Origin of the sequence: Mesorhizobium sp. ISC11 (assembly GCF_037162595.1) — a bacterium.
GTDB classification, from domain to species: domain Bacteria; phylum Pseudomonadota; class Alphaproteobacteria; order Rhizobiales; family Rhizobiaceae; genus Mesorhizobium; species Mesorhizobium ciceri.
This window is the reverse complement of the sequence record NZ_JAVSPW010000002.1, coordinates 200,844-213,126: the sequence shown is the minus strand read 5'-3', so window position 1 is coordinate 213,126 and position 12,283 is coordinate 200,844. Positions and strand designations below refer to the sequence as shown.

The 12,283-nt window shown below is 60.6% G+C and carries 10 protein-coding genes; 1 reads left to right on the top strand and 9 read right to left on the bottom strand.

Going from position 1 to position 12,283, the window contains the following annotated elements:
- The first annotated feature begins 20 nt into the window (after positions 1-20).
- Complete coding sequence (locus RPF88_RS32120) at positions 21-1,736, top strand: ShlB/FhaC/HecB family hemolysin secretion/activation protein (protein WP_337124077.1); 1,716 nt, start codon at positions 21-23, stop codon at positions 1,734-1,736.
- A gap of 27 nt (positions 1,737-1,763) precedes the next feature.
- On the opposite strand, the gene ampH (RPF88_RS32115) is transcribed toward RPF88_RS32120, so the two are convergent.
- From ampH (RPF88_RS32115) to RPF88_RS32075, 9 genes are all read right to left on the bottom strand, one after another.
- A complete protein-coding gene (gene ampH / locus RPF88_RS32115; RefSeq protein WP_127371199.1) occupies positions 1,764-2,921 on the bottom strand; it encodes a D-alanyl-D-alanine-carboxypeptidase/endopeptidase AmpH in 1,158 nt (385 codons plus the stop codon).
- Between the two features lie 45 nt (positions 2,922-2,966).
- Positions 2,967-4,208 carry a D-alanyl-D-alanine-carboxypeptidase/endopeptidase AmpH gene (gene ampH / locus RPF88_RS32110; RefSeq protein ID WP_337124076.1) on the bottom strand — a complete coding sequence of 414 codons (1,242 nt, stop codon included), beginning with the start codon at positions 4,206-4,208 and terminating at the stop codon, positions 2,967-2,969.
- Entirely contained in the window at positions 4,177-5,433 is a 1,257-nt protein-coding gene (locus RPF88_RS32105; protein WP_337124075.1) for a M23 family metallopeptidase, read from the bottom strand. The genes ampH (RPF88_RS32110) and RPF88_RS32105 overlap by 32 nt, the downstream gene beginning before the upstream one ends.
- 446 nt (positions 5,434-5,879) lie before the next feature.
- On the bottom strand, positions 5,880-6,071 hold the full coding sequence (locus RPF88_RS32100; protein WP_337124074.1) for a hypothetical protein: 192 nt from the start codon (positions 6,069-6,071) through the stop codon (positions 5,880-5,882).
- 395 nt (positions 6,072-6,466) lie between these two features.
- Positions 6,467-7,639 carry an L-rhamnonate dehydratase gene (locus RPF88_RS32095; protein ID WP_337124073.1) on the bottom strand — a complete coding sequence of 391 codons (1,173 nt, stop codon included), beginning with the start codon at positions 7,637-7,639 and terminating at the stop codon, positions 6,467-6,469.
- Entirely contained in the window at positions 7,636-8,694 is a 1,059-nt protein-coding gene (locus RPF88_RS32090; RefSeq protein WP_337124072.1) for a Gfo/Idh/MocA family protein, read from the bottom strand. The genes RPF88_RS32095 and RPF88_RS32090 overlap by 4 nt, the downstream gene beginning before the upstream one ends.
- Before the next feature lie 10 nt (positions 8,695-8,704).
- Positions 8,705-9,709, bottom strand: a complete 1,005-nt coding sequence (locus tag RPF88_RS32085) for an ABC transporter permease (RefSeq protein WP_337124071.1) — start codon at positions 9,707-9,709, stop codon at positions 8,705-8,707.
- A complete protein-coding gene (locus tag RPF88_RS32080; protein WP_337124070.1) occupies positions 9,709-11,253 on the bottom strand; it encodes a sugar ABC transporter ATP-binding protein in 1,545 nt (514 codons plus the stop codon). Before RPF88_RS32080 ends, RPF88_RS32085 begins: the two co-directional genes overlap by 1 nt.
- Positions 11,250-12,200, bottom strand: a complete 951-nt coding sequence (locus RPF88_RS32075; protein WP_337124069.1) for an ABC transporter permease — start codon at positions 12,198-12,200, stop codon at positions 11,250-11,252. Before RPF88_RS32075 ends, RPF88_RS32080 begins: the two co-directional genes overlap by 4 nt.
- Between the last annotated feature and the right edge of the window lie 83 nt (positions 12,201-12,283).

The following is a 12,283-nucleotide window of genomic DNA, read 5'->3' as shown; positions in this document are numbered from 1 at the left end:
CATGTCAGCGAGTTTGATTGATGCCTCTTCGCAAGGCGCTGTCCCACTGGTTCGACGCAGTACGTCGCGTGTCCCTCAGTCTTGCAACCAGTGCCTTCATGGTCGGACCGAGCCTTAGCCAGACGATCCCCGAGCGGATCGATTCGGTGGTTTCGGATCAGAACGAGATCATCCGACGCTATTCCGCTCCGAGGAAGCCCGGCACGATTGACCTGTCAGTTCCGGATGCACGCAAGGCAACGAGCTCGGAACAAGCCGAAAAAACAATGTTTACCTTGAGGTCGATAACCGTTCGAGGCGCGGTGACGGTGCCCAGCGCTACGCTGGAGCAAGCGTGGGCCGCGCAGCGGAACAAAAAGATAAGCGCCGCCGACCTTTACGCCATCGCCGAGCGGATCGACGAGATCTACCAGAAGGCCGGATATTTCTCGTGGGCCGTCGTTCCCGAGCAGGACTTTTCATCCGGCAACGTCGTCATCGTTCTCTACGAATCCTACGTGCGCCGGGTCACCATCAACAGCGCCATCCCTGATATTGAGCGGCGTTTGAAACCTTACATCGATCGCATCGTCGCCATGCGGCCAATCCGGATCAAGGAGGCCGAGCGCGTGCTGTTGCTGATGAGCGATCTTGGCGGCCTGACCATCGAAGGCACTTTCATTCGGCCCGAAACGCCCTCCGCCGGCGGTGATCTGAAACTCGACATTGGCTTCAAGCGGGCCGGCGCAAACGCAATAGTCGACGATCTCGGCAGCAATGCCGTCGGCCCATTTCAGCTGACCGGCACCGGCACCTTCAACGATGCGCTTAGGCTGTTCGATGTGGCGAACATCGCCCTGGTGACCATTCCGGACAGTCCCGAGGAGTTGAAGTTCGTGCTGGCTTCGCACGATGTCCCGATCGGGTATGACGGACTGCATGTAGGCTATAGCATCGGTTATGTCTCTTCCCAGCCGGGCGCCGACCTCAAGCCTCTCGATCTCGACATAGCCTCTAGGTTCGGCAGCGCGTATGCCAACTACCCACTGCTGCGGACAATTGACCACAGCCTGTTTAGCCGCCTTGAATTGAACTTCAAGGACAACTCGCTGGCGTTGGGCGGCGAAACGCAGACGGATGAGGACCTCCGATGGCTGGCGGCCTCCCTTAAGTATACCGGTGAGTTGGAAAACGGCGCCATCACGGTGACAGGTACTTTCGGCCAAGGCCTCGACGGCTTTGGCGCGAGCAGCAGCACCGATCCGCTTGCACCGCGTCCAGGCGTTCCTGATGACTACAGGTATTTTCGGGGCGACCTCGACCTTACCAAGGAGATCGCTTCGCTGGCCGTCGCCCACCTCAGAGTGGCTGCGCAATATGCGCCGACGGCGGTGCCATCGTCGGTCCAGTTGGTGCTCGGCGGCGATCCCTATGGCCTGGCTTTCGATGGCTCGGCCGCTTCAGGCGATAGCGGGATAGCGGCCTCGCTGGAATTGGGACGCAACATCGAACTCCCGGAGGCTTTGCCGATCCCAAATCTGAACGTGTTTGCTTATGTCGATTACGGTGCGGTCTGGAACCACGATACGGGCGTGGATTACATCGAGGCGGAACTCGGCTCGGCCGGAATAGGTGCAAAGGCTGCATTTGGGCAACACCTCAATGCAAGGGCGCTTGTTGCGGTACCGTTCAGAGATAACCGAGGTCTGACTGATACCGGCACGCGTTTTTTGTTCCAGCTAATCAGCTCGTATTAGGTGGCGTAGCTCCCGCCTGGACTGCCCTTATCTTGGCGCAAGTTGCGCGACGAGATCATTCGTTGCTGCGACCATCGCCTTGAACCCGCCGACACTGAACTGATTGATCGAGGCGAAGACACCGACACCGCGCGTTGGCGCCAACACCACATAACTGAACTGCCCCTGCAATCCGCCGGTCTTGTTGAGCATCATGGGCTTGTCCTTGTCGGCCAGAACTCCGACCCAGCCAAGCGTCATCATTCCCATCGGCCCCGCATCGTCGATGCCGATTACCGGCGAGAGACCGTCGCGCCAGAGCCAGCCCGCATGGTCGACGGTACGCTCCGCATCGCCGGCCGCATCCTTGCGAAGGTGCCAGGCCATGAACTTCATCATGTCGGCGGCGGAGGTGTAGAGCCCGCCCGCGCATCCGATCGTTTCCGGCGAAGGAACGAGGGGCAACGGTGTGCCGTCGAAGAAATGGCCCTGCATGGTCCGCGCCGCATCGCCTTCCGCCAGGTTGAGCTTGGTGTCGGTCAGTTGGCGGGGCGTGAGCACCCGCTCGGCCAGCAGATCGCCATAGGACTTGCCACCGGCATTGGCGAGCGCGAGGCCGAGCAGATCGTAACCCCAGTTCGAGTAAAAGGCACCCGTGCCGGGAGGGAAAAGATAGGGTTCTGGCTTCGCAAGCTCAGCGCGGCTGAGGTCGAAGGTATTGCCGGCGAACGGGTCGTCCGGCGTGCCGCCTGTCTGGTTCGGTACCTCGCGCGGCAGGCCGGATGCCTGCGTCACCAGATCGATGAGCCTCGGCGTTCGTCCTTCGCGCCCAGGCACGGTCCAGTCCTTCCCGAGGTGTTTGGCAAGGGGATCGGTCGCGCCGATGACGCCATCCACAATCATCGAGCCCATCAGATCGCCGCAGAAGGTCTTGGAGATCGAGGCTATCCGCATCAGCGTATGTTCGTCGGGCACCTGCCCCGAGCCCTTGCGGATTTCGCCGAAGCCAGCGAAGGCCGTCTCGCCGTTGCGAACCGCGGCGATCACGAGGCCAGGAGCGCCCGAGCCCAGGAAGGCGATGCCGCCGGCAAATCCCACGGCTTCCTCAAGCAGACGATCTTTGGCGGCGGCGACGTGAGGAGCCGCAAGGACGCAGGCTGCCGTGAAGCAGAGGATGAGCAAGCGCCTGTGGCCTGAACCGGTCATTGGAATGTCCTCGACGAGAAATCTGATTGTGAGACGAGAGCGCAGTCAGCGGGGCGCGAGCTGATAGATCAGTTCGTTTACTGCGTGCACCATTGCTTCAAAGCCCCCGGCGCTGAACTGGTTGATCGCCGCGAAGACGCCGACGCCGCGCGTCGGCGCGATGGCAACATATGTAAACATGCCTTGTCGCCCTCCGGATTTGTGAAGCACCAGCGGACGGTTGCCGTCGGCCTCTACCACAACCCAACCGAGCGCCATCGCATCCATCGGCGCGCCACCGTCGTCGAGGCCCAGCGCCGGAGAGAGCCCATCCCTCCTGACTAGGCTGGCGTGGTCGATAATGCGGCGTGCATCGTCCTCAGAGCCGCCTTGAGCCAAGTGCCAGGCGATCCACTTCAGCATATCGTTGGGCGTCGTATAAAGCCCCGAGGCGCATTCCATCGTCACCGATGTCGGCACGAAGGGAAGCGGCGTGCCGTCGAAATTGTGGCCCTGCATCAGCCGGCCCTCGTCACCAGGTCGCGGATTGAAGACCGTGTCCACCATGCCGCGTGGCCGCAACACACGCTCCTCCAAGACGGTAGCGTACGGCTTGCCAGCCGCTCCGCTGATCGCCAGTCCCAGGAGGTCGAAGCCCAGGTTCGAATAGAGCGCGCCAGTTCCGGGAGGAAACAGAAACGGCTCCCCGTGCATGGCTGCGATCATCGCTTCCTTTGTGTGGCCGGCGTAGGGATCGTTGGGTGTTCCACCTGCCTGGGCCATCTCGCGCGGCAGGCCGGATGTCTGTGTCGCGAGGTCGATGATCCTTAGGGTCCGCCCATCCTTCTCCGGCACCACGAAACCGTCAGGCAGGTGCGTCTGAACAGGGTCAGTCAGGCCGATCTCTCCTTTTACCAACAAACTGGCGAGAGCGTCTCCGCAAAATGCCTTCGAAATGGATGCCACTCGCATCATTGTGTCGGCATTCGGCTCTATGCCGGATCCGCGGACCGTTTCGCCGAAACCGGCAAACGCCGTCTCGCCGTTGCGAACGCCGGCGATCACCAGGCCCGGCGCGCCTGAACTCACAAAAGCGAATGTACCGGTGAATTCGACCGATTCGTCCAGCAGCCGATCGGCGTTTGCAGGACTTGCGCAGGTAAGGACGGCAGCGGCAAGGAAAAGACGTAAGGGTATTGTGCGGGTGGCGGTCATCGGCTTCGAGCTCACCATTTCGGAAATCAGGGCGGACTGTCCACTGCCTTTTACAAGGCGATCACTGTGGCCAGTCAACAACAGAAAGGTCAAGCGGCAGCGCGTCTTCCAGTTTCTGGGGCGGGACGCGCGGCGTAAGCGTCATCGGCGATCCGGTCGCTTCCGCCATGTCAAAATCCTCGGTGGCCTCGCCGACGGCGGTGATGGTAAAGCTGTCGAACACGTAGGGGAGGCCGTCCGAGGCCAACGGAGAAGCGCTGTCCATGACATGCAGGTGCAAATGCGGCGCTTGACTGTTCCCGGTATTGCCGACTTCGCCAATCTGATCGCCGCGCTGCACCTTGTCTCCGAGCTTCACCTTAATGCTCCCCGGCCGCATGTGTGCGTAGTTGACGAACAAGCCCGAGCCGATGTCGAGCACGACGAAGTTTCCGTCGGCCTCGTCAATCGGCAAGTTGGCGGGCAGCGCACCGGGCACTTGGTCCTGCAAGTCGTCGCGCGTCCCGACCACGGTGCCGTCGGCAACGGCAAGGATAGGCTTGCCATAGATGTGGTAGTTCGCAGGAACCTTAAGGTCGCCCACGACCAGCGTGTTGTTGTCGTCGATTTGCTCCCAGTCGATGGCGAAACGTTGGGCAAGGTAGAACTTGCCGTCGAGCGACAGCAGGGCGCGGACATGGCGGATGGAATCGCAGCAGCCGTCAGCCGCGACATAACCCTTGCCGCGCAAAGGCGGCCCAAGAGCCACCGGTGCCTTCGCAACGACGGCACCCTCGCCAATCGTCACCGTCATGTCGGCGCCGATGACCGCGAAAAACGCCGTGATCTCGTGGGTAATGCGAGCCGGAACCGCCGCGCCGTCCGCAAGCACGACATGCAGAAAGATGACGGCGAACTGATAGGCGGCCAACTCGCGGTTTTCGTTGCCGCGGCTTGCGCCCGGCGTGACGCGCGTGCGCAATTCATCCGGGCCGAGTTCTGCAAGCGGTGCTCCGCTGTCGGCATCGACGACCTTGAGCTTCTCGAAACGGACATCGCCGCCAGTGATATTCGTCACTGCCAGTTCGTAGACGATGTGACGCCTGCCGTCCGAGCCTGGAATCACATGCGGGGGAGCGATGATCTCCGCAACGAGTGGCGTGAGCTTCGGATTGTCGCCGGCAGCGTGCACCCCGGATGGAAATGTTGCCAACAACAGCACAAAGGTCGAAAGGAGCCAAATTGGAACCCGCATTCGAACGCGCCTCCTCTGCACACGCTGACTTTGCGACGCGAGGGTACGACAATGAAGGCCGGGAGCCAAGGTGGCGTGCGGCACATGGAAGATTCGCCGAACCTGGGGCAAGCGCGGCCTCAAGTGTTGTCGTTGGCATGTCTGGTTTACGGGAATAAAGCTGCCTGGGCCTCCGCAACAAAGATGTCGGCACCAGTCGCAATGTGGCTCTAGGGTTGTTGCCGGTGGCGCGGCGCGACCCTTGGCCGTCCTGACCGATCATCCCACCGGGCTCATCCGCATCATTCCCTACCGGCTGCACCTTTGGGTCGATCGCGCCGTAGGCGTGGTGTTTGTCAGCGTTAGGCATCTATTCGAAAACCGATCCGGATAGATGAAGAGCTTTGCGGTCTCGGTAGAGGGTGGCTGTGACGCCGTCCTCCACTAGCTAGGCGAAGAGCTGGCGCGCGCAGGGGTGGGTGACGCGGCCTATGTGCCGCTGTTCTTCACGCCGGGCAAGCCCCACGAGTCGACTCGAGCCGCGAGAATGATCAACGGCGTTCCTCGTACAAATCCCATGCGAGTTCGACTAATTCCAGAAGGACGTCGTCCCGGTTCCATCCCGCCGCGACCGCCGCCTGGACGATCTCACGGATGACAAGCAGCAATTGTCCCTGGCATTGGGCCGACAGGTCCGCATCGACGTCACCAGCGGAAGGTTCCTCGAAGTAGAACTTCATCATTCGGCGCTCCCCAATTCTATCGAGTTCGATCGGCCCAATCTCTGCTCGTAGATTTGCCGACCGGGTCCTAAGGCATCCAGCACAACCGCATCAGCCCAGCTATCGATCCGTTTTGCTCGAGTCTGGTCAGGCCGTGGCCGGGGTGGGTGGTCCACGCATTTGAAACGGTTCGATGCAAAAGAAATCGGCGTCCGGCGTTGCCGAAGACGTCCAGCGGCGACGCCTTGATTTTGACGATGATGGCGTCGTCCGGCTGGAGGATCGAGGCAGACACTTGCAACGACGGGAACGATTGTACCGCTGGCTCCCGCACCAGTCGCCACATCTTTGAAAACGGTCAACCTGGTGCGGGAATGTTGGCTCGCTACTTCCGATCACCGACAAAGAAGCAGAAATCAGGTGGTCGCGATGAAATTGTCCATGTGCTTTCGGCTGAGGCTGATCCCTAAACCTGGAACAGTGTCGTCGAGGTTGATGTGTCCGCCCACCGGCTGAGGGTCGCCCTCGAACAGGTAGTAGAATAGCTCGTTGCCGACCTCGACCTCGTTGACGGGGAAGAACTCCGAGATCGGGCAGTTCAGGTTCGCCATAGTCAGATGGTAGTTGTGCATCTGGCCGGCATGCGGGATGACCGGAACCTGGTAAGCTTCCGCCAAGGCATTGATCTTCTGTGCCGCGGTGATGCCGCCGACCCGGTTGGTGTCGTACTGGATGACGCTGACTGCCTCGGCATCGAGAAGCTGCTTGAAGCCGAACAGAGTAAACTCATGTTCGCCGCCCGCGATCGGTACACCGCTGTGCCTGTTCAGATGGGCATATCCGCCGATGTCGTCAGGCAGAACCGGCTCTTCCAGCCAGCGCGGGTTGAATTCGGTAAGGCGCGGAATGACGCGCTTTGCATATTCGAGCGTCCAGCCCATATAGCACTCGATCATCACGTCGATGTCGTCGCCCACCACCTCTCGAACGGTTCGCACGAGGTCGATATTTTTGGCGATGCCTGCCGGTCCGTCGTTCGGCCCCCAGCCAAGTCTTAGCTTCATCATTGTGAAGTCCTGATCGAGGTAACTTTGCGCCTCCTCAGCCAGCGTTTCGAGAGGTTGCGAGTAGAGCCGCGATGCGTAGACCGGAATTTTCGTCTTCGTCCGCCCGCCGAGCAGCTTGAACACTGGCTTGCCGGTCGCCTTGCCCATAATATCCCATAGCGCGATATCAACGGCGGAGATCGCGGCCATGCCGATGCCCTTGCGGCCCCAAGCGATGGTGCTGCGGTACATGGCCTGCCAGATTGCCTCCACGTCGAACGGATCGCGTCCGACCACGATCGGGGTCAGGTAGGCGTCGATGATCTGCTTGGCGATAGGCGGCGCAAGCGCACAGTTGCCGAGCCCGACCAACCCACAGTCGGTCTCGACCTCGACGACCAGCCACTGGTGGAAGCGGAAACTGCTCATGGCATCGGTGAGGCCGCCGAGGGCGTCCATCGGGCTGGCACTTAGATTAGCGCGTGGGGGCGATGTAGGCCCCTTCCATTCATAGACAGTACTTCTTACGGACTTGATAATCATTGATGCACCGTGCCAGGAGAGTTGTGTATCCGAGGACGAACGGCTTCGTTGCGTGCCGCGGATTGATAGGCTGCCTCGACAAGCGCGAAGGTGCGCAAGTTGTCGCGGCCGGAGGTCGCCGGCTCGGCGCCCGTGTCCAGGCATTCCAACCAGTGGCGCTGGATCGAGACTACGCTGTCTTGCGTCGGCAGCCATCGGTCGGAGGCGGGCGAATAGCCCGCGGGCGCCATGGTCTCGACGTTGAGCGTCCCATCCCGCCTGGTGGTGACAAGCCTATAGTCCGGCTCGACCCTCAACCCGCCCGACGTCCCGTCAATCTCGAACAGCATCTGTGGAAAGCAGTCGGGCTGGCGATGGCTTTCATAGCTGATGTCGACCACGCTGACGCCATCGTTTTCATGGCGCAGCATCACGGTCGCGGTATCTTCGCCTTTGATGCCGCTCTTGATCGCCTGCGTCTGGCAATAGACGGTTACGACCTCGCCCATTAAATATCGAGCCACGTCCAGCACGTGGATTCCGAGATCTAGAAGTATGAAGCGCTCTATTTCGGCGAGATAAGGCTGGCCTTTGTAGATGTCGTAACCGGTCCGGAACGAGAAGCGGGCAAACTTGGGCATGCCGATGCGGTTGGACCGAAGGCGATCGGCGGCGGCCATGACTGCGGACTGATAGCGGAAATTTTCATGGACCATGAGTGGCGCGCCTGCGCGTTCCATCACGTCCACGAGCTTGACGGATTGCTCCCAGTCCGGCGCGATCGGCTTCTGCACGATCGCCGGCAGTTTCCGCCGTGCGCATGCCTCGCCGATCGCAAGATGCGACCAGGGGGTTGTCGCAATGTCGATGAAATCAAGCGCCTGCTCATCGAGCATCATTTCGAGGTCATTGTAGACGTGTTCGATATTGAAGCGCTCGGCCATTGCTGCCGCCCGTCCGCGATCGAGATCGCATACGGCAGCAATTCTCGCCCGATCCGCCAACCCTCTCCAGCCGTTGAGATGGTAGGCCGAGAAAAATCCGCAGCCGACCAGCGCGCCCTTGTAAACTGTCATGAATCACCATTCAGTTTGCGGCGGAGGTCCGCGCCCGCGCATGGGGCTCGATCCGGATCCGGCGTTGCGTCAATCTGTGAAGCAGCCCGGTTCGGACACTGTCGATCAGGACGGCGAGGAAAATGATCGTGCTGACGACAATCGGATAGGCATAGGGGTTGGCGTTCATCAGCACGAGGCCGTTCTGCACCGTCTGGATGAGCACCGCGCCGAACAGCGACCCCAGCACGCCGCCGCGCCCGCCGAACAGACTTGTACCCCCAAGCACGACCGCTGCGACCACCGCGAATTCCTTCTGCAGCCCGAAGGTCGAGGAGGCGACGGCCGTCTGGCTGAACGACACGAAACCTCCGACTGCGGCCAGCAGTCCGCACAGCACATAGACGCTGAAGGTTACGCGCCTGACCGGAAGGCCAGCCTTGATTGCTCCGTTGCCATCCGAGCCGATCGCAAACATATAGCGGCCGAATGGCGTGGAGCGTTCCACCAGAAAGGCGGCGAGCGCGATGGCCGCCAGCAGCCAGATGGCCAAGGATATTCCACACCATCCGCCTTGTCCAAAGCCGAGCACGGCCGGGGAAGCAAACACCATCTTCGTCTCGGAGAGATAGAGGGCCAGTCCCCGGCCGATGAACAGCGTGGCAAGCGTCGCCACAAACGCCGTGATCCGGAAATAGACTATCAGGATGGCATTGACAGTACCGAAGGCAGCCCCGAGCAGCGCTGCCATCAGCAGCGCAAGGTAGACCGGGAGGCCGGAGAAATAGACCCCGACAATAGAGGCCGATACATACATCGAAGCGCCAACCGAAAGATCGATGCCGGCGATCAGCAGAACGAATGTCATGCCGATTGCTATAATCGCGATGTGGGACGATTGGGAGAGGATGTTGACGAAGTTTGGACCGTCCAGGAAGCGCGGCACCGTCGTCGACAGCGCAGTGACGATCGCGACAAACAACAACACCGGCGCGCCGCGCAACAGGTTCAACAAAAGTCTTTGCTTGAAATTCATCAATGTGCTCCCGCCTGCGGCCGCATTGCTGCCGCAAGCACTTCAGCTCTCGAATAGTCTGGTCCGTCAAAAGCGCTGACGATCTCGCCGTGCGCGATGACCAGGATGCGGTCGCAGGTTCCGAACAGTTCATCCATATCGGACGAGATCATCAGGACACCGGTTCCGTGGGCGGCAAGCTGCTCGATCAGAAGATAGATTTCGCTGCGGGCGCCGATATCAATGCCGCGGGTGGGCTCGTCGAGGATGAGCAGATTCGGCTTCCGCAGCAGCCATTTGGCTAGGACGACCTTCTGTTGGTTCCCCCCCGAAAGGCTTTGCACCGGCTGACTGTCAAGGTTGTGCGCACGGATGTGCATGGAACGTGCCAAGTCCGCCGTAGCCCCGGAAACCTTCTTGACTGGCACCGTAGACAAGGGCCCGGCGGGCAGGTCCGAAAGATAAGCCAGTTCGACATTCCGCTCTATGGATTCCGGCATGAGCAGCCCGTCGCCGCGCCGATCCTCCGTCAGGAAGGCAGCGCCCGCCGCCATGCATCTGATCGGCGACAGCGGCTCGACGACATGACCGCCAATGCGCACCTCGCCGGCGGAGATCAGGTCGAGGCCGAAGATCGATCGCGCGGTTTCGGAACGTCCGGATCCCATCAGGCCGGCAAGACCAACCACCTCTCCGCGCGCCACACGGATGTTAATGTCTTTAACCTGGCCTGGACGTGTCAGGGCATTGACTTCCAATGCCAGCGTTGGCTGGATACGACTTGGCGAGCGCACTGGAAATAACTCGTCTACCGGGCGGCCCAGCATTCCATGGACCATGCGTGAAATATCCATCTCACAGGTTGGCGCCCCGTCTGCCATCCTCCCATCGCGTAGGATAACGATCTTCGAACAAAGCCGTCTAACGTCCTCTAGAATGTGGCTGACATAGATCATCCCCATTCCCTTGGCGCGCAAACGTTCGACCAGTGCAAATAGCCTTTCGGATTCGCGTGCTGTCAGGGAGGTCGTGGGCTCATCGAAGATCAGCAGGCGTGGCTTTAGGGCCAATGCCTTGGCAATTTCCACCAGCTGGCGCTCTCCGGGCGCTAGAAGACTTACCGGCGTGCGCGGATCGACATCGAGCTGCACTTCGGCGAGCAAGTCCGCCGCTGCAGTAAACACCGCCCTCCGGTCGATGAACGGCAGGCGACCGAACCTGCGCGGAAATGACTTGATCGACAGGTTCTCGGCCACGGAGAGATTGGAGAAAAGGTTGAGCTCCTGGTGGATCAACGCGATTCCCGCCACCGTGGCATCATGGGCATTTTGCGGGCTATAGGGTCGCCCCTGTATTACCATGTTTCCGCCATCGGCCCTCAATGTGCCGTTGATCAGGTTCATTGTCGTCGATTTTCCCGAGCCGTTCTCTCCGATCAGCCCGACGACCTCGCCTTCGCCCACCGAAAAACTCACCTGCTTGAGCACCTCCACGCCAAAAAACCGCTTGGAAAGACCGCTGACTTCAAGAAGCGCGCGATGTGAAACTGCCGTCGCCGCCGTCATCGTCCGCTCTCCACCAGCAGATAATTGCGCAGGGCGTCAAGCAATGCCGCGAGCAATATGACGCCGCCCTTCACCGCGAATACGACGGATTGCGAAAGGCCGAGCAACTGCATACCCTTGTCGACCACCGCCAGAAACAGGACCCCAAAGAGCACGCCCAAGATTTTCGCCTTGCCGCCAAACAGGCTGACGCCGCCGATGACCGCCGCGCCGATAGCGTCAAGCAACACACGTTGGGCAAGGACTGGAGTACCTGTTTCAAGCCTGCCCGTGTAGACGATTGAAGCGATGACGGCACACAAGGCGCTGATTACGAACGCGAAGAAAATGACATTCTGGACTGGGACCCCCGAAACGAGCGCGGCCCGCGGATTGGTGCCGACGGCGTAAAGCCAGCGGCCGAAGATTGTTCGGCTCAGAATCCAGTGCGCGCTAAGCGCAACGACACCAGCGATGATGATGGCATAGGGTATACCGAGAAAACTGCCGCTGCCGATCTCGACGAAACTGCGCGGCAGCTCGCCGATGCTGACGGCCTCGGAATGCAGCGACGTGTACCAGATAGCTGCACCCGACAGAAACATTTGCAGCACAAGCGTGACCATGAAGGGCGGCATCTGGACACGCGATACGAGCAAGCCGTTGACCGCTCCGAAAGCGAGCCCGACAGCGAAGAATGCCAGCAATGCCACCGGTGTTGCCATAAGGCTGCCGGCAAGATATCCGCCCTGCCCCGTCATGATCGACGCGCCGACGACGCTCGCGAGAGCTGCGATCGAGGTAACCGACAGATCGATGGCGGCAATCACCATGACGAAGGATTGCCCAACGGCCAGGATGAACAGCGGTATCATGGCAATCAGAACTTCACGTGCGGTGGCCCAACTGACGATTGCGGGAACGTAGGGCCAGAGACAAAGCACGTATGCGACCGTAAGGAGCAACACCAGATAGTCCGACAGGACGATGCGGCGCAGCAGCGTGGCGAGCGACAGGCGGCCAGCTGCGGCTGGGGCCCCGCTAGGCGAGA